The sequence below is a fragment of the Clostridium sp. HBUAS56010 genome, assembly GCF_007115105.1.
GTDB lineage: Bacteria > Bacillota > Clostridia > Lachnospirales > Lachnospiraceae > Lacrimispora.
The window spans coordinates 36,100-53,293 of the sequence record NZ_SULJ01000008.1; the positions used below are offsets into that span (position 1 = coordinate 36,100).

Genomic DNA, 17,194 nt, shown 5'->3' on the forward strand with positions numbered 1-17,194 from the left:
TGACTCGTGTATACACTCAAGTTTTTCCGCCGCATACATTATGATATGTTTTGGACATGGAGTTTGTTATCATCCCTTTTGAAACCCTTTATAACAATCATCAAAATAATCCTTTACTCCAATGATCTGACCGCCTTCACAATAGACTCTTGGCACACGTTTGCTGATTCCGCATAAAATCTCATAGTGGAAGCCGCCGGAGGTTTCTGCCAGTTCTTCCACACGGATCTCTTCTTTTCCCTGCCTGCCAACTAAAACAACCTGGTCTTCTTCCGCGGCTCCTTCAATATCAGTCACATCCACCATAAACTGGTCCATGCAGACCCTTCCTAAAATCCTGGCACGTTTTCCCCTTATCAGTACCTCCCCTTTTCCGGAAAGGTTTCTGGGATAACCATCCCCATAGCCAACCGGAATGGTGGCTACTGTCATCTCTCTCTCCGCAACAAAGGTTCCGCCATAGCTTACGGGTGTGCCTGGAGCAATTGTTTTTATGTAAGAAACTGCACTTTTTAACTCCATGGCAGGAATTAGTTTTACTCTTTCTTTGTCCACCTCATCTGAGGGATAATGCCCGTAGATAGAAATTCCAGCCCGCACTGCGTGGAAATTCGCTTCGGGCAGATCAATGATTCCGGCACTGTTGGAACAGTGGAGAATGGGAATTTTAACTCCCAGACCCGATAAAAGCTCTACAAACCGGCTGTATTCTGCCATCTGATGTCTGGATGAAGCTTTGTCTGTCTCATCAGCTTTTGCAAAATGGGTAAACAATCCTTCCACTTCAATTCCTGGAAGTGCTGATATTCTGGTTGCCTCACTGGCTGCTTCCTCTGTAGCCGGAAAACCGATTCTGCTCATTCCTGTATCCAGGGCAAAGTGAATCAGTGCCTTTTTTCCTGCTTTCCTGGCTGCCTGTGAAAGGCAAAATGCTCTTTTATATTGAAATACAGAAGAACTGATTCCATATTCTATAATCAGATCATAGCAGTTAGCAGGCACTGGGGATAGAACCAGTACAGGCTTTTTTATTCCATGCTTTCTTAAAATAACGCCTTCTTCTGCTGTGGCTACCGCATACCCCCATACATAAGGATCTATGGCAAGGGCAACGGGAACCGCACCATGTCCATAGCCGTCGGATTTTACAACACCGATCACTTTTGTTCCTTCTGCCAGATTTCCCTTCATTGCTTCCATATTATGCCTGATGGCATCTAAATTCACTGTTTCAAAAACCCTGCCGTATAAATTCATCTTTTATTCCCTCGTTTGTTCCTGCATGATTGTGTATATTTCTTCTGTCAGCTGACTGGCTAACAGACTGTAGCTTCCGAATTTTTTTCTTACCTCATCTCCTGCCCGTCCATGAATCCATACTCCAAGGGCAGCTGCATCAGATTCTTCCAGCCCCATTGCCAGAAGTCCTGCGATAATTCCTGTAAGCACATCGCCTGATCCTGCCTTTGCCATGGCGCTGTTTCCAGTGGAAGCAACAAAAGTCCTCTGATCCTTTAATGCACCTATGGTAACCGCATCCTTTAGCACGCAGGTAATTCCAAACCGGTCTGCATATTCCCTGGCTGCGGGAATCAGATTCTTTTTCATGGCTTCAACGGAACTTCCCGTAAGCCTTGCCATCTCCCCTAAGTGAGGGGTTATAATAATATTTTCCGTAAAATATTGGGTCAGCTCTGGATTCTCCCCTATGACCCCAAGACCATCGGCGTCAACAATAATCGGCACATACGCGTTTACAAGAACTTCTTCCACAAGATTCTTCACATAAGCTTCTCTGCCCAGTCCAGGGCCCAGCACAATCACACCAGCCCATTCACATTGTGTCTGGAGCAGTTCTTTAAAGCTCTGAGTTCCTGCTTCTGCTTCTTTTGGATCGTAAGTGGCGATAATCGCTTCCGGCAGTCCTGTCTGAAGAATCTGACGGTTTTCCTCTACTGTGAAGATTTTCACAAGCCCCGCACCTGTACGATAAGCAGACAGAGCACTTAAATAGGCTGCACCGCTCATATTTTTCCCACCGGCTGCAATCAGGACTTTTCCAAAACTGCCTTTGTTTGAGTAGGCCGGGCGTCTGGGAATGAGAGACTCATCTCCTGGTTCATAAGTGTAATACCGGGCGCTGGGAAGCCCTGTCTCCGGGAAACCCAGATCAGCAACAATGGTTGTACCGCTGTATTCTTTTCCGGGATAAAGCATTGTTCCCAGTTTTTCATAGCCAAAGGTAACGGTAACATCTGCAGGAAAGGCAATTCCCATGACCTGACCGGTATCCCCATGAATGCCCGACGGAATATCCACAGACACCGTATACTCCGGACATCGTTCCATAATGTTTTCCATGAGATCCCGATAAGGACCAAATATCTCCCGGTTAAGTCCTACCCCAAACAGGGCATCTACCAAAATTGTGCATGTCCCCTTAGGAAGCTCTCCATTCTCTGTAAAAGGAAGCCCCACATTCTCTGCAATCTTCACCTGGGCTTTATATTCTCTGGTTCCTTCTTTGCTGTCACCTGCCAGGATTGCAATCACATCATACCCTCTTAAATGGAGAATACGGGCAGCCGCAACTCCATCTGCTCCATTATTGCCATTGCCGCAGACAATCCAGATGGAAGCTTTTTTCTCTGCATACTTTATCACTTCGTCCACAACAGCCAGGGCAGCACGTTCCATGAGAACCATGGAAGGAATTCCTACCTCCTCCATCGTATAGCGGTCCAGCTCTTTCATCTGGCTTCCCGTAACCAGATATCTCATAAGCATCTACCTTCCTTTCCCAGAAAAACAGCCGGCAGCAAAGAGTCCATCCTCTTCGTCTGCCGGCAGGCATACTTCTCTATTATACCAGGTTGTCTCCCATTCGATCCTCTGTCTGGTCCTGCATGCTGCAAACACGATAGGATAACCTCATCAAACTTTCTGAAAGATGAACGTTCTCCACAACCACATCATCAGGCACCGTTAAATCTGTATGGGCAAAATTCCAGATAGCCTTGATTCCTGCCTGTACAAGGCGGTCTGCAATCTCCGGCGCCTTAGTCTTTGGAATCGTCAGCGCGGCAATCTGAACCGCATTATCCTTTACAAACTGCTCCAGATCATCCACACTCCGGATCTCTATTCCGCGAACCACAAGACCGATCAGGCGCGGATTAATGTCAAACATTCCTTTAATCAGGAATCCACGCTTTTCGAAATTGGCATAGTTGGCAATTGCCTGCCCTAAATTTCCTGCTCCAATAATAATAATATTATGCTGTCTGTCAATTCCCAGAATCTTCCCGATCTCTGTATATAAATACTTCACGTTATAGCCATAGCCCTGCTGGCCAAATCCTCCGAAATTATTCAAATCCTGACGGATCTGGGAAGCGGTCACTTTCATTCGTACACTTAAATCATTGGAGGAAATACGCTCCACTCCTTCTTCCAGCAACTCACCAAGATAACGGTAATATCTTGGAAGCCTGGCAATCACTGCTTTTGAAATCTCTTTATCTGCCACATCTTCACCTTCTTTTACTTAGAATAAACTACCATTATTATAACTTCACGTCAAAACAATGTCAAACGGCTTTTATCATGGAATCCTTGAAAAATCAAAAGACCTATATTATACTAGTCCTATTGTCTTACACTTATTCAGGAGGAAATGAACACATGATTCTTTCATGCAGCAATATCAGCAAAGCTTTTGGAAGCAATGAGGTGATTAAACAGGCTTCTTTTCATATAGAGGACCATGAAAAAGCAGCAATCGTAGGGATTAACGGTGCAGGAAAATCCACACTTTTAAAAATCATCATCGGAGAGATGCCTGCAGACAGAGGGGAAGTGGTAATTTCCAAAGGAAAAACTTTGGGCTATCTTGCCCAGCACCAGGATCTGTCAGGAGAAAAGAGTATTTACGAAGAAGTCCTTGAAGTTAAGCGGCCAATCATTGAGATGGAAGAAAAGATCCGTCAGATGGAACTTGATATGAAGCACTTAACCGGTCCGGATTTAGACCATATGCTTTCTGCCTACAGCCGCTTAAACCATGACTTTGAGCAGCAGAACGGTTATGCGTATCAAAGTGAAGTAACCGGTGTTTTAAAGGGACTTGGTTTTTCAGAGGAAGACTTTAAAAAACCAGTCTCCGCCTTGTCAGGAGGACAGAAAACCAGAGTCTCCCTTGGACGGCTTCTCCTTACAAAACCAGATATTATCCTTCTCGATGAGCCGACCAACCATCTGGATATGGACTCCATCGCATGGCTGGAAAGCTATTTAATCAATTATGATGGCAGTGTGATTATCGTAGCTCATGACCGTTATTTTCTGGATCGGGTGGTCACAAAGATCATTGAACTCGATAATGGGAATATGAACGTCTACCAGGGCAATTATACCGATTACAGCCAGAAGCGTGCCATGATACGTGATGCCCAGATGAAGGCTTATCTAAATCAGCAGCAGGAGATCAAACACCAGGAAGAAGTCATTACCAAATTAAAATCATTTAACCGGGAAAAATCCATAAAGCGTGCAGAAAGCCGGGAAAAGATGTTGGATAAAATCGAACTGCTGGACAAACCCTCTCATGTAAACGATGAGATGAGGATTCGTCTGGAACCCAACATCATCAGCGGCAATGACGTTCTTACCGTAAAAGATTTAAAAAAATCATTTCAGCAGAATCATCTTTTTGACAAGCTGAGTTTCGAGATTAAGCGGGGAGAACGGGTTGCCATCATTGGCGGCAATGGAACCGGGAAAACAACAATACTGAAGATACTCAACGGGATTTTAGAAGCGGATGCAGGGCAGATCGCCTTAGGTTCTAAGGTACATATCGGCTACTATGACCAGGAGCATCACGTGCTGCATATGGAAAAGACTCTTTTTGATGAACTGCAGGACACCTATCCTTCCATGAACAACACCCAGATCCGCAATATTTTAGCCGCATTCTTATTCACTGGAGATGACGTATATAAGAGGATAAAAGATTTAAGCGGCGGGGAGCGGGGAAGAGTTTCCCTCGCCAAATTAATGCTGTCCGAAGCAAACTTTTTAATCCTCGATGAGCCGACGAACCATTTAGACATTACTTCCAAAGAGATTCTGGAGGACGCTTTAATCAATTATACAGGTACGGTTCTTTATGTCTCCCATGACCGGTACTTTATTAACAAAACTGCCACAAGAATCCTGGACTTAACAAACCATACTCTGGTCAATTACATCGGTAATTATGATTATTATCTGGAAAAAAAGGAGCTTATGACCAGTCTTTATGCCAATCCAGTGCAAGTGTCTGTCTCTTCCTCCCAAACAGAAGAAACATCAGACATAAAAGTGGACTGGAAGACACAAAAAGAAGAACAGGCACGGTTGCGCAAGCGGCAGAATGAATTGAAGAAAACAGAAGACAAAATTCACCAATTAGAAACAAGGGATGGAGAAATTGACGAACTGCTTATGAAAGAAGAAATCTTCACCGATGTCCAAAAGCTGATGGAACTGAACAACGAAAAAGAAGCCATCAGCCAGGAACTGGTTTCTCTTTATGAACAGTGGGAAGAACTGGCAGAATAAATTATAAAAGGTGCATGAAACAGCATATAACGGCTGTTTCATGCACCTTTTCACCATTCATCAAAAAGAATTTACTTGTTATTTGAAAACTTCTGGCTTTTCAGTGTTGGATAAACCTCCGGATAGTAAACACTCTGATAGATCCTTGAAGTCAGCTTGCTCCAGTTCCCCTCTTTTTCAAGCCCCTGCTCTTTTAGATACGATTCCATATCATGATCATACTGGTCAATCACTTCCTCCATACCTTCTGCCTTATAAGATTCATTATGACGGAATGTTTCAAAAGGCATCCTTGGTTTCTTGTGGGAATGGTCTTTTGGATAACCAACTGCAAGACCCACCAAAGGATAAGTATATTCCGGAAGATTTAACAGTTCAATCAGTTCTTGTGGATTCTTCCGCACACCTCCAATTGGAACAATTCCCAGTCCAAGGGATTCTGCTGATATAATTGCACCACCCATTAACAAACCGCCGTCAAAAGAGCCTGTAATGATTCCCTCCACGCTTTCATGAGCCACCTGGGTAAGACCATTCTTCTTCGCTGCTAAATCTGTTTTGTAAAAATCCATTATAAACACGAGGAAAACAGGTGCCTCTTCTATCCAGTGCTGGTTCCCGCAAAGTTCTGCAATCCTTGCCTTTTTCTTTTTATCCCTTATTACAATAACAGAAGTCTGCTGACCGTTAATGGAATTGGGCATTGACTGGGCAGACTTAAGAATCTCATCAATGGTGCTGTCGTCAACATCTTTATCAAGGAAATTACGAATGGATCTGTGATCCTGTATCACTTTTATGGTATCGTTCATCATAGTTCTCTCCTATTTCTTTATTGAATGCAGCAGTATCTGAACTTCTGCCGCAGCTTTTAATATGTTTTACAAAATTTAATTTAATACAATATATGTTATGATAATACATTTTATATCCTGTTGTCAATATATTTTTAACCTTTTACAGAAAAAAGCGGTCTGGAATCCTATTCCAAACCGCCTACTTTTCTTTCATATCCCCATATAAAATCTCTTTTAATATCTCTGTCACTTCCGGCACTTCCTCTTCCATCTCCGCCTTTGTTATGGTTGAACTCACATAACTGCTGAAAAGTTTTCCAAAATAAAATGTCATATCATCAGAAAAATATTCCGGCATGTTTATAAATTCATCCACAGAATAACGGTACATGGAAAGATCTCTCGCCTGTTCACTGTCCTTCCCGTAACAACCAGAAGCATATCCAATATATTCTCCAAACGCTTCCGTCAAATCCGATGGATTGCAGATCTTGATTTTTTTGTAATTGGTATCCAGTTTATGCTGCACATAATAAACACCATTCTCTGTCATTGGAGCTGAAAAATATGATTTCCCCGGATAGAACAGGACCTGCCAGCCTTCCTCATTAAAACGCTTCACCCACTGCCTTGGAATGTTCTTTGAAGCTTCTGTAAACGCTTCCTTTACCTCACCTGCAGGTGTGTAGGTCTGTCTTCTTCCCTCAATCTTAATATCAAGATCCCTGTTGCGTACGCCATTCTCATCCATATAGGCAAGCCCTACATACTGATTGGCAGCCATCTGCCCGTTATCGAAAAAAAAGTAACGCCGCCCCGCTACATTCTTATATCCGGAAGATGCCATCTCTCCCTTAAAGGAGAACCAGTACCAGCTTCCGTCTACGTCCTGAAACCAGCCTTTTTTTGCATTGCCGTCTTTGTCATAATAATGCCACTTTTCTTCCTCTTCATCATAACGCCAGCCCAGTTCCAATTCTCCTGTTTCAGAAAAGCAATACGCCATTCCACCGATCTTTCTCCAGTCAGCAGCCATATATCCATCGTTATCAAAATAATACCAGTATCCGCCAATTTCTTCCCAGGTACTCTTTTTAAAGTCACCCTTTTGATCTATGTATTTCCACCCATCAAAGTCCTTCTGCCAGTCCCACACAGGCGTAAGTCCTTCTGGTTCTTCCGCCTGTGATATCATAGGAATACCCAGGCTCAAAAAAATCCATGCACACACTGCCAGCCAATGGTTTTTCAAGGTTCTTACACCTCCTTTCAGCCATCCTTTTTGTTACATAAAATTTTACTATAGATCTACAAAAAAGTACAGGTTTCAAATGCTAAGTTTTTATAAAGAATGTCAAAGGTCTTCTTTTCAATTGACCGTTTATAGGCTATAATAGAATCAAATTACTGGTTTCAGAAAGTGAGGAATCTCTATGAACTGGAAACGTCCATTGGCAATCATCGGTGTAATTTTTTTATTGTCCATGTATGCAGTTGCTATATTTGCCGCATTCTCAAACCATCCCCAGTCAAAAAACTGGTTGATGGCAGCCGTCTTTTCTACTGTCCTTGTACCTGTTTTTATCTATGCCATGGAACTGGTTTACCGGGTTCTAAAACCAGATTCCGCTGGGATAGACAAGCAGAAGGAACATGAGGAAAAATAAAATACGGAGAGCAAAAAAAGGTCAGTTCCTTTTTTTGCTCTCCGTTTTCTTTTTAGTAATCCCTTTTACTTGCGGTAAATAATCTCATCTCTGCCTGGTCCGTTTGACACCATGGTAATCTGAGTCTCCAGTTCTTTTTCGATGAATTCAATATAATTCCGGCAGTTTTCCGGAAGCTCTTCATATTTTGTAATTCCTCTGATATCACAGTTCCAGCCTGGAAGAATGGTATACACTGGTTTTGCCTTATGAAGTAAGGTGGTGGTAGGGAAATCTTTTGTCACTTTTCCGTCAATCTCATATCCTACGCACACTGGAAGCTCTTCCAGATATCCAAGCACATCAAGAACCGTTAAAGCAACTTCCGTAGCACCCTGAATCCGACAGCCATATCTGGAAGCAACAGCATCAAACCAGCCCATACGTCTTGGACGTCCCGTTGTTGCGCCAAATTCACCGCCATCGCCGCCTCTGCGTCTTAATTCATCGGCTTCTTCCCCAAATATCTCACTGACGAATGCACCTGCACCAACTGCGCTGGAATAAGCTTTAACAACCGTTGTAATATTTTTAATCTCATAAGGAGGAATTCCCGCTCCAATAGCACCATAAGCAGCCAGTGTAGAGGAGGATGTAACCATTGGATAGATTCCATGGTCCGTATCCTTTAAAGAACCTAACTGTCCTTCTAAAAGAATGTTCTTGCCTTCCTTAATTGCCTCATGAAGATAGCTGGATACGTCGCAGACATAAGGTTCTACCATATCCCGGTATTCCATAAGAGTCGCAAATAATTCCTCCGGGTTAAGAGCTGGCTTGTGATAGAGATGCTCGAGCAACACATTCTTTGTCTCACAGACCCGGGAAATCTTATCTTTTAAAGCTTCCTCATCAAAAAGTTCACTAACCTGAAAACCGATCTTTGCATATTTATCTGAATAAAATGGAGCAATCCCTGATTTTGTAGAGCCGAACGACTGTTTTCCCAGACGTTCTTCCTCATACTGATCAAATAAAATGTGATATGGCATCAAAATCTGAGCCCGGTCTGAAACCAGAATGCGGGGCTTTGGAACACCATTCTTTACAAGTTCCCCCACTTCCTTAACCAGAAATGGAATATTTAATGCCACCCCGTTGCCGATAATACTGGTCGTATGATTGTAGAATACACCTGATGGCAGAAGGTGAAGTGCGAATTTGCCATAATTATTAATAATTGTGTGTCCGGCGTTGCTGCCTCCCTGGAAACGGATAATAATATCAGATTCCTTTGCCAGCATGTCTGTGATCTTGCCTTTTCCTTCATCGCCCCAATTGGCGCCTACGATTGCTCTTACCATTTTATTGTTCCTCCTTCGAGTGAAATGCCTTTTACTACTCTATGATACTCTAAAGTATGTCATAAGTAAAATCAATAATATTTATATTCCCCATAATATCAGCTTATATCATCAGTCATTAACTGCAGCAGCCGCTTCCCTGCAGGAGACACAGGGGTTTTACTGTCGGTGATGATGGAAAAATGTCTCTTTGGCATCTCTTCTTTAAATTGAAGCTGAATTAAATTTCCTTTTTCAAGTTCCTCTTTTGCAAAGCCGGACATAACACAGCCAATTCCAAGATTACGCATGGCAAACTGCACGATCATGTCACTGGTGGAAAGTTCAAATTCAGGTTCCAACTCTACGCCCTGTTCTGCCAGATAGCGGTCCATAAACGTTCTGGTGCTGGTGTTTTTTTCCAAAAAAATACAGGGCAGATCCTTTAACATGCTGTAATCCAGCTTTTTCCCATGTAAATTGTTAAACTTTTCACCGGCAATAAACACATTCTCAATCTCTTTTACCGGTGTACTGATCACTTCATTCCTGGCTTCAAACGGGGTACTGACCACGCCGAAATCAATCTTCCCTTCATAAAGAAACCGCAAAGTCTCAGAAGTAGGTCCATTGGATACCATGACCTTAATGCCTGGATGAAGATCATGAAATATCTCCAGATAAGGAAGTAAGTAAAATTGTAAAGTCATATCGCTGGCACCAATCCGCACCTCTCCTGTATCAAGATCTTTCATCCGTCTGAGCATGGTTTCCCCCAGCCAGATACTATCCAGTCCTGATTTCACATAATGGGAAAAAAATTCTCCTTCCCTGGTCAGCTTCACGCCCTTTGATGTTCGTAAAAAAAGCTGGCTGTCTAAAGACTGCTCCAGTTGTCTGACTGCCTGGCTGACTGCAGGCTGAGAGATGCACAGCTTTTCCGCCGCCAGAGTAATGCTCCCAAGCTGGGCAACATAATAAAACACTTTATAGTATTCCAAATTAACGCTCATGAATTCCTCCTGACAAAAACAAAAGCAGACAGACCGCAAGGTTCCGTCTGTCTGCATGATCTTTATACGTTTATCTCTGCTGTCAGTCCAAGAATTTCTTTGTTCTCCTCAAGCAGCGGAGTAACAATATCCCTTAAATAATCGGTAACCTGAACAGGAGCACAACCTACATATCTTCCAGGTTCCATGCTCTTTTTTAAATCTTCAATGGTCAAATTAAAGGTGGAATCAGCCGCAATCAGCTCCAGAAGGTTATTGTCAAGACCTCGTTCTTTTACATTGCGCCCTGCTTCCATGGAAAGTTCCCGGATTCTCTCATGAAGTTCCTGACGGTCTCCTCCTGCTTTTACAGCGTCCATCATAATGTTCTCAGTTGCCATAAAAGGAAGCTCTGCCATCATATGTTTCTCAATTACCTTAGGGTATACTACCAGTCCATCAACAACATTGAGATACAGATCTAAAATTCCGTCAATAGCAAGAAAGCCCTCCGGAACACTTAATCTTTTATTGGCTGAATCATCCAGCGTACGTTCAAACCACTGGGTAGATGAGACAAGCATAGGGTTCATCACATCAGCCATTACATAGTTGGATAAAGACGCAATCCGCTCACTTCTCATGGGATTTCGCTTGTAAGCCATGGCAGAAGATCCGATCTGACTTTTCTCAAAAGGCTCTTCTACTTCCTTTAAATGCTGTAAAAGACGGATGTCATTGGAAAACTTATGGGCACTCTGGGCAATTCCTGCCAGAATGTTCACCACCCGGCTGTCCACTTTTCTGGAATAAGTCTGTCCGGAAACAGGATAGCAGCCTGCATATCCCATCTTCTCTGCAATCAGGGCGTCCACTCTGCGTACCTTGTCCATATCACCGTCAAACAGTTCCAAAAAGCTTGCCTGTGTTCCAGTTGTTCCTTTAGAACCAAGAAGACGTATGGAACCCAGCAGATATTCCAGATCCTCCAGATCCATCAGCAGATCATGAATCCACAGGGTTGCACGCTTTCCTACGGTAGTCGGCTGTGCCGGCTGGAAATGGGTAAATGCAAGGGTTGGAAGTTCCCTGTAAGAATCTGCAAATTTAGCCAGTTCCGCAATCACGTTAAGCAGTTTCTTTCTGACAAGCTGCAATGCTTCTGTCATAAGAATAAGATCGGTATTATCCCCCACATAACAGGAGGTGGCACCTAAATGAATAATTCCTTTTGCCTTCGGGCACTGTACTCCGTAAGCAAATACATGGGACATCACATCATGACGGACCTCTTTTTCTCTCTGTCTTGCCACGTCATAATTGATCTCTTCCTGGTGCGCCTTTAATTCTTCTATCTGCTCTTCCGTAATCGGAAGCCCCAGTTCCTTTTCTGCCTCCGCCAGTGCAATCCACAGTTTTCTCCATGTCTTAAACTTTTTATCCGGTGAAAAAATATACTGCATCTCTTTGCTGGCATATCGCTCAGACAGCGGACTTTGGTATCGATCTGTCATGGTTCCTAAATTCCTCCTTGAGTCGTATTGGTTTTATGGTATCATATTTTTGATCATTTGGGAAGAGGAAGGAAACGGACTGGTTTATCTGTTGTATTCTCCCCGGATATCTTCCTTTGGCGGTTCAATGGGATAGTTCCCGCTGAAACATGCCGTGCAGATAGGCAGTTCCTGTGCCATCTCCGGCAAACGATCCATATTCAGATAAGAAAGGGAATCTGCTCCCAATAAATCACGGATTTCTTCCACAGACCGGTTATGTGCAATAAGCTGCTCTTCATCAGGAATATCTGTTCCAAAATAGCAGGGATGAAGAAACGGCGGTGCACTGATACGGATATGAACTTCTTTTGCCCCTGCTTCCCGAAGCATATTGACAATCAACGCACTGGTCGTTCCACGTACAATGGAATCATCAATCATGATCACCCGCTTTCCCACAACAGCCTCCCTTAAAACGTTCAGCTTAATCCTTACAGACGATTCCCGGTTGCTTTGCTTTGGCTTGATAAAGGTTCTTCCCACATAAGAGTTCTTTACAAAAGCGGTTCCGTATGGAATTCCTGACTGAAGCGAATAGCCAAGAGCTGCGGCATTGCCTGATTCCGGCACACCTACCACAAGATCTGCTTCTACAGGAGAATCCACGGCAAGGGCACGTCCGGCGGAAAGTCTTGCATGGTAAACGCTGACTCCGTCAAATACGCTGTCCGGCCTTGCAAAATAAATGTATTCAAACACGCATCTGGCTTCTTTTGATTTATCTGCCGGGCAGAGACTGGTATCCGATACAATTCCATCTTTTGTAATGGTTACAATCTCACCTGGAAGTACATCCCGTACAAACTCTGCACCAATGGTATCCAATGCACAGCTTTCTGATACAATAATGTAGGCATTGTCCCTTTTCCCGATGCAAAGGGGTTTAAATCCGTAAGGATCTCGGGCGCCTATGAGCTTTCTCGGGCTCATGACCACCAGGGAATACGCTCCTACAATCTTTTTCATGGCATTTGCCACAGCCGCTTCAACCGATGTTGTCTTCACCCGTTCCCTTGCAATGTGATAGGCAATGACCTCTGAGTCGATGGTGGTCTGAAAAATGGCTCCGCTGTATTCCAGTTCTTTTCTCAGTTCCGGTGCATTAACAAGATTCCCGTTATGAGCCATTGCCAATGTTCCCTTTACATAGTTAAGAACCAGGGGCTGTGCATTTTCTCTGGTACTGCTTCCGGCAGTGGAATAACGAACATGACCTACTCCAATATTACCGTTAAGTCCTTCTAAAATTTCCGGAGTAAACACTTCGTTACAAAGCCCCATCCCTTTATACGCATTGACTTTTCCCTTCGGTCCCTCTGTATCACTGACAGCGATTCCGCAGCTTTCCTGTCCTCTGTGCTGTAACGCAAATAATCCGTAATAAATGGTAGATGCAACGTCAGCGCCGTCAAAATCATACATACCGAAGACGCCGCATTCCTCATGTAACTCTTCCTCGATGTTGAAGTTTAATTCGTTATTCATCTAATATTTTTCCCTCTCTGTGCGGTTTACTCAATCCCAAGACGGCGGAACACTTCCTCGTATGCGCCTTCTACATCTCCCATATCTCTGCGGAAACGGTCTTTATCCAGTTTCTCATGAGTGTCTTTGTCCCAAAGTCTGCATGTATCCGGAGAAATCTCGTCAGCCAGAATCACGGTTCCATGATAACGGCCAAACTCAATCTTAAAATCAATCAGATCAATATTTAAACCATTAAAGTATTCCTGTAATACTTCATTTACCATAAAAGCGTACTTTGTAATGGTATCAATCTCTTCCTGTGTTGCCAGATTTAAGGCAAGTGCATAATAATCATTAATGAAAGGGTCACCCAGATCATCATTTTTATAGCTGAATTCAAGAGTCGGACAAGAGAACTTCACGCCCTCTTCCATTCCCATCTTTTTGGCAAAGCTTCCGGCAGAAAAATTTCTGATAATGACTTCCAGAGGTACAATCTCCACTTTTTTCACTGCAGTCTCACGGTCATTTAACTCTTCAACCAGATGTGTCGGAACGCCTTTGGCTTCTAATTTTTTGAAGATAAAATTGGTCATGCGGTTGTTAATCGCACCTTTTCCCACAATGGTTCCCTTTTTGAGACCATTGAACGCTGTAGCATCATCTTTATATGAAACAATTAATACGTCGGGATCTTCCGTCGTATAAACCTTTTTTGCTTTTCCTTCATACAGCATTTCTTTTTTCTCCATGACATCCACCTGTCCTTTTCTGAATTAATTTATAAGTTTATCAAATAAAACTCTGGTGTTTCAGTAGAAATTATAATACACTAAAATTAGGAATGCAACTGATTCTATTATTATAAATACTAATGACCACTGTCCATTGCTGTTTCTCAATCTGTTTTCTTCGTAACGGTTCGCTCCACTTTCTGCCACCATTTCACCTCTCCGGACTTTATATCCAGAGAAAAGCCACGCTCCCTGGTCTCTCCAGAATCATATTCTTTTGTGCCAAGAGCGGTCTCATAGCTGATTGAAAAAAGAGTACGGGCTTCCGTTAAAAGGAAAGGTCCATACCTGGGAAATAAGACAGCCGCCTCTATCCCTGCAAAAAAGAAAAACAATCTCCATCTCCTGCAGGGCAGAAATGCTGTTCTCCAGGGTCTTCTTTTGTTATATGTATATCTGTATCTGTTCCGTACCGGATTCTTCTCTGTTATGGAAGAAACACCTCCCGATCTTATGCTGCCTGTATGGAGCGGATTATCATTCACTGTTACTGGGTATTCATAATAGAATTTCATGTCTTGATTTGTTAAGAGGAACTGCTGCCTGCTGCAGCAAGATGTGACAAACCTTATTATATCTTATTATGAAAAAAGCTTCAAGCATAAATTTATGCCTGAAGCTTTTGATTGCATTTCAGATTAATTGGCTTTTGTTGTATCATCCGTGGTTGGTGTTCCATTGCTTTCGCCTGTAATTTTATCTACACCTTTTTCAACATCATCTACCACATCATTAATTACACCGCCGCTTTCACTGGCAGAATCTCCTGCTTTTGATGTTCCTGCTGGTGATGTAGTATCCGCTTTTGTAGCTGCTGTTGTCTCGGTGATTGCTCCTGTTGTGGCTGCGGAAGTACCGCCATTTTTCTTAGTTGTTGCACAGGCAGACAATGACATAACTGCCATAATTACAAGAAGTGTTAAAACAATTGGTTTTATTCTTTTCATAATACATTCTCCTTTCATTTTCTACTGTTAGTATGTGTAAAGGTCAAATGAATTATGGTGGAATATTTTGGAAAATTTAGGACTCGATTACATCCTTCATGGTATACAATCCAGGACCTTTTCCAGCTAAGAATTTGGCAGCGGAAACTGCTCCCTGGGCAAAAATTGCTTTTGAATAGGCGGTATGGTTAAAAGTAACCACCTCGTCTTTTCCAGCAAAAATCACATCATGCTCCCCTACAATGGTTCCTCCTCGTACAGCCTGAATACCGATTTCTTTTTTATCTCTGGCTTTTCTCACCTGGCTGCGGTCATAAACATAATGATACTCCTGATCCATGGCCTCATTAATAGAATCCGCAAGAGCAAGCGCTGTGCCGCTGGGAGCGTCTAATTTTTTATTGTGATGTTTCTCCAGAATTTCAATATCAAATCCGGCTACAGCAAGCACCTGGGCGGCATCTTTAATAAGCTTCATCAGCAGATTTACACCTAAAGACATATTGGCAGACCGGAGAACAGCAACCTGACTGGCTGTTTCCTCCACTCGTTTTATCTGTTCTTCTGAAAGACCGGTTGTGCAAAGTACCACCGGAATTTTTCTCCCTACACTATAATCCAGCAGACCATCTACAGCTTTTGCAGATGCAAAATCAACAATAACATCGGCTGGAATATTACAATCATTTAAGCTTTTAAACACAGGATAAGAGCTGTTTTCTCTTTCTCTGGGATCAATTCCGGCTACAATTGCAATATTTTTTTCTTCCGCTGCAATCTGGGTAATTACCTGTCCCATCGCTCCATTGCAGCCGTGCATTATCATCTTAATCATGTTTTCCTCCATAAGTATATCTTTCACTTTTTAAAGAATCCCATACGCTTTCATGGCATTTTTTAAACGTTCCTGATTCTCTGGTTCCATCTCCGTAAGAGGCAGGCGAAGCGGTCCGGCCTGCTTGCCCATGAGATTTAAAGCAGCCTTCACCGGAATGGGATTTACTTCGCAAAATAAAGCATTGATTAAATCAATGGCTTCAATCTGTAATCTGGCACTGAGTCTGATATCACCATCAAAATATGCCTGGCAGATCTGATGGGTTTTGGCAGGTGCAACATTGGAAAGTACAGAGATGACACCTTTTCCTCCCAAAGCCAGAATAGGAATAATCTGATTGTCATTGCCAGAATACACATCCACATTCCCATCAGAAAGATACATTAAATCTGCAATGGCATTAAAATCACCGCTGGCTTCTTTTACACCCACGATGTTTGAAACGCTGCTGCACAAATCTGCAATCGTCTTTGGAGAAATGTTCACTCCGGTTCTTGAAGGTACGTTATATAGAAGGGCAGGAATTTTCACAGAATCAGCAATCGCTTTAAAATGTGCTTTAAGTCCAGCCTGAGTCGCCTTATTATAATATGGAGAAACTAAAAGAAGTCCGTCTGCACCATGCTTTTGTGCCTCCTGTGACAGATAAACCGCTGTGTCCGTGCAATTAGAGCCAGTCCCTGCAATCACAGGAATTCTCTTTTTCGTTATCTCACACACATATCGGATCACTTCCAGATGTTCTTCGTGTGTCATGGTGGAAGCTTCTCCCGTTGTGCCGCAGGCAACAATGGAATCTGTTCCTTCCGCAATCTGCTCTTCTACCAGTTCTTCTAATTTTCCGTAATTAACTTCTCCATCTTCCTTAAATGGTGTAACAAGTGCTACACCTGCACCCTCAAAAATTGCCATGATCTTTTCCTCCTGATCCATTTTCATCATACATAGTAAGTTCTGCTTAACACAAAAAAACAGAGCTGACAACGGGGTCAGCTCTTAAAGTCCAGAATTGTTAAATTCATCTCTCTTTAAGTAGCTCCCCATCCAATCTGGATGACAGTCATATGGCTCTTAACCATATGCCCAGAACAAATACGCTCAGGACGTATTATTCTTCGGCGTCTCTTCCTTCCCCCTGTCCTCATCTGTACCTGATACATCGGACAGAGTACTTATAAGCAACGCAACCTCTACTCTATTATGTATGTTA

General features: G+C 42.9%; 16 protein-coding genes and 1 riboswitch. Of the genes, 2 read left to right on the forward strand and 14 right to left on the reverse strand.

Going from position 1 to position 17,194, the window contains the following annotated elements; genetic code table 11:
• Positions 1-69: 69 nt before the first annotated feature.
• From alr to FAY33_RS13075, 3 genes are all read right to left on the reverse strand, one after another.
• The gene (alr, locus tag FAY33_RS13065) at positions 70-1,257 is read right to left on the reverse strand and encodes an alanine racemase (protein ID WP_143321677.1); all 1,188 of its coding nucleotides are present in this window, start codon (positions 1,255-1,257) and stop codon (positions 70-72) included.
• A gap of 3 nt (positions 1,258-1,260) precedes the next feature.
• Positions 1,261-2,781, reverse strand: a complete 1,521-nt coding sequence (locus FAY33_RS13070) for an NAD(P)H-hydrate dehydratase (protein WP_143321678.1) — start codon at positions 2,779-2,781, stop codon at positions 1,261-1,263.
• A gap of 82 nt (positions 2,782-2,863) precedes the next feature.
• Entirely contained in the window at positions 2,864-3,529 is a 666-nt protein-coding gene (locus FAY33_RS13075) for a redox-sensing transcriptional repressor Rex (protein WP_143321679.1), read from the reverse strand.
• 155 nt (positions 3,530-3,684) lie between these two features.
• Here FAY33_RS13075 and FAY33_RS13080 point away from each other — a divergent pair, with 155 nt between their 5' ends.
• A complete protein-coding gene (locus FAY33_RS13080) occupies positions 3,685-5,604 on the forward strand; it encodes an ABC-F family ATP-binding cassette domain-containing protein (protein WP_143321680.1) in 1,920 nt (639 codons plus the stop codon).
• Positions 5,605-5,675: 71 nt separating this feature from the next.
• On the opposite strand, the gene FAY33_RS13085 is transcribed toward FAY33_RS13080, so the two are convergent.
• Both FAY33_RS13085 and FAY33_RS13090 read right to left on the reverse strand, forming a co-directional pair.
• The gene (locus tag FAY33_RS13085) at positions 5,676-6,419 is read right to left on the reverse strand and encodes an NADPH-dependent oxidoreductase (protein WP_347562697.1); all 744 of its coding nucleotides are present in this window, start codon (positions 6,417-6,419) and stop codon (positions 5,676-5,678) included.
• A 181-nt stretch (positions 6,420-6,600) separates the two neighbouring features.
• Positions 6,601-7,653, reverse strand: a complete 1,053-nt coding sequence (locus FAY33_RS13090) for a cell wall-binding protein (RefSeq protein WP_143321681.1) — start codon at positions 7,651-7,653, stop codon at positions 6,601-6,603.
• Positions 7,654-7,834: 181 nt separating this feature from the next.
• On the opposite strand from FAY33_RS13090, the gene FAY33_RS13095 reads away from it, so the two are divergent.
• Entirely contained in the window at positions 7,835-8,068 is a 234-nt protein-coding gene (locus tag FAY33_RS13095) for a hypothetical protein (protein ID WP_143321682.1), read from the forward strand.
• Positions 8,069-8,133: 65 nt separating this feature from the next.
• Here FAY33_RS13095 and FAY33_RS13100 read toward each other — a convergent pair whose 3' ends face one another.
• The 9 genes from FAY33_RS13100 to dapA all read right to left on the reverse strand — a co-directional run bounded on the left by FAY33_RS13100 (position 8,134) and on the right by dapA (position 16,896).
• Complete coding sequence (locus FAY33_RS13100) at positions 8,134-9,411, reverse strand: adenylosuccinate synthase (RefSeq protein ID WP_143321683.1); 1,278 nt, start codon at positions 9,409-9,411, stop codon at positions 8,134-8,136.
• 98 nt (positions 9,412-9,509) lie between these two features.
• The gene (locus FAY33_RS13105) at positions 9,510-10,403 is read right to left on the reverse strand and encodes a LysR family transcriptional regulator (RefSeq protein ID WP_143321684.1); all 894 of its coding nucleotides are present in this window, start codon (positions 10,401-10,403) and stop codon (positions 9,510-9,512) included.
• A gap of 62 nt (positions 10,404-10,465) precedes the next feature.
• A complete protein-coding gene (purB, locus tag FAY33_RS13110) occupies positions 10,466-11,896 on the reverse strand; it encodes an adenylosuccinate lyase (RefSeq protein ID WP_143321685.1) in 1,431 nt (476 codons plus the stop codon).
• A gap of 84 nt (positions 11,897-11,980) precedes the next feature.
• Positions 11,981-13,423: an amidophosphoribosyltransferase gene (purF, locus tag FAY33_RS13115; protein WP_143321686.1), complete on the reverse strand. Its 1,443-nt coding sequence runs from the start codon at positions 13,421-13,423 to the stop codon at positions 11,981-11,983.
• A gap of 26 nt (positions 13,424-13,449) precedes the next feature.
• Entirely contained in the window at positions 13,450-14,157 is a 708-nt protein-coding gene (gene purC, locus FAY33_RS13120; RefSeq protein ID WP_143321687.1) for a phosphoribosylaminoimidazolesuccinocarboxamide synthase, read from the reverse strand.
• Positions 14,158-14,303: 146 nt separating this feature from the next.
• Positions 14,304-14,534, reverse strand: coding sequence for a hypothetical protein (locus FAY33_RS19800; protein ID WP_143321688.1), 231 nt, complete (start codon positions 14,532-14,534; stop codon positions 14,304-14,306).
• Between the two features lie 303 nt (positions 14,535-14,837).
• The gene (locus FAY33_RS13130) at positions 14,838-15,146 is read right to left on the reverse strand and encodes a hypothetical protein (protein ID WP_143321689.1); all 309 of its coding nucleotides are present in this window, start codon (positions 15,144-15,146) and stop codon (positions 14,838-14,840) included.
• 76 nt (positions 15,147-15,222) lie between these two features.
• Positions 15,223-15,981, reverse strand: coding sequence for a 4-hydroxy-tetrahydrodipicolinate reductase (gene dapB, locus FAY33_RS13135; protein WP_143321690.1), 759 nt, complete (start codon positions 15,979-15,981; stop codon positions 15,223-15,225).
• Between the two features lie 30 nt (positions 15,982-16,011).
• On the reverse strand, positions 16,012-16,896 hold the full coding sequence (gene dapA, locus FAY33_RS13140; RefSeq protein ID WP_143321691.1) for a 4-hydroxy-tetrahydrodipicolinate synthase: 885 nt from the start codon (positions 16,894-16,896) through the stop codon (positions 16,012-16,014).
• Between the two features lie 113 nt (positions 16,897-17,009).
• Positions 17,010-17,185, reverse strand: a riboswitch (Lysine riboswitch).
• Positions 17,186-17,194: the final 9 nt, after the last annotated feature.